The 907-nt window shown below is 63.2% G+C and carries 1 pseudogene; it reads left to right on the top strand.

Annotation, left to right across the window (positions count from 1 at the left end):
• Nucleotides 1–101: 101 nt before the first annotated feature.
• Nucleotides 102–907: pseudogene (locus ND748_RS32930) on the top strand (IS256 family transposase); the annotation flags it as partial.

Here is a 907-nt window from a genome sequence, read left to right as displayed (position 1 = left end):
GGGCGTGTCATTCCATCCGTGTAAGCCGGAGGTGGACCATGATCGATCTACCTTAGATCGGGTAGGTCGGAAAAGGACACCCAGTGACACAGACCGCGAAAATCCGGACAGACGAGCGGGCGGCGGAGAGAGTCGCTGATGCATTCAGTCCGGAAACGATCGACGCGTTGCTGAAAGACGCGAAAGCGTCGGGTACCCCGATCGATGGCGTCGACGGCCTTTTGAACCAGATGACGAAAGCCGTCCTGGAACGGGTGTTGCAGGTCGAGATGACGGATCATCTCGGGTATGAGAAGGGTGACCCGGAAGGTCAGGGCACGGGGAACTCGCGGAACGGGACGTCGACGAAGACGGTGTCGACGCGTAACGGGCCGGTCGAGATCGAGGTGCCCCGTGACCGGAACGGCTCGTTCGAGCCGGCGATCGTCCCGAAGCGTGCCCGGCGTCTCGGGAATCTGGATGACACGATTCTGTCGTTGTACTCGCGGGGAATGACGACTCGGGATATCGAGGCGCACCTGCGAGAGGTCTACGGCGTGCAGGCATCCCGGGAACTGATCTCGAACGTGACCGACGTCGTCGCCGACGAGATCAAGGTTTGGCAGTCACGACCCCTGGACGAGGGTCTACCCGATCTTGTACGTGGACGGACTCCGGATCCGGGTCAAGGACAACGGCGTGGTCACGACCAAGGTCGCCTACCTCGTGGTCGGCGTCGACGTCGATGGCCGCAAGCACGCCCTGGGCTGCTGGATCAAGGACTCCGAAGGAGCGAAGTTCTGGCAGAAGGTCCTCGCGGACCTGCGAAACCGCGGCGTGCGCGACGTGCTGATCCTGTGCTGCGACGGCCTGTCCGGCCTGCCCGAGGCCGCTGTCGCCGTGTTCCCCGACACCGTCGTCCAGACGT

The organism is Frankia sp. AiPs1 (assembly GCF_023716945.1).
Classification (GTDB): domain Bacteria; phylum Actinomycetota; class Actinomycetes; order Frankiales; family Frankiaceae; genus Frankia.
This window is presented reverse-complemented; position numbering and strand designations above follow the sequence as displayed.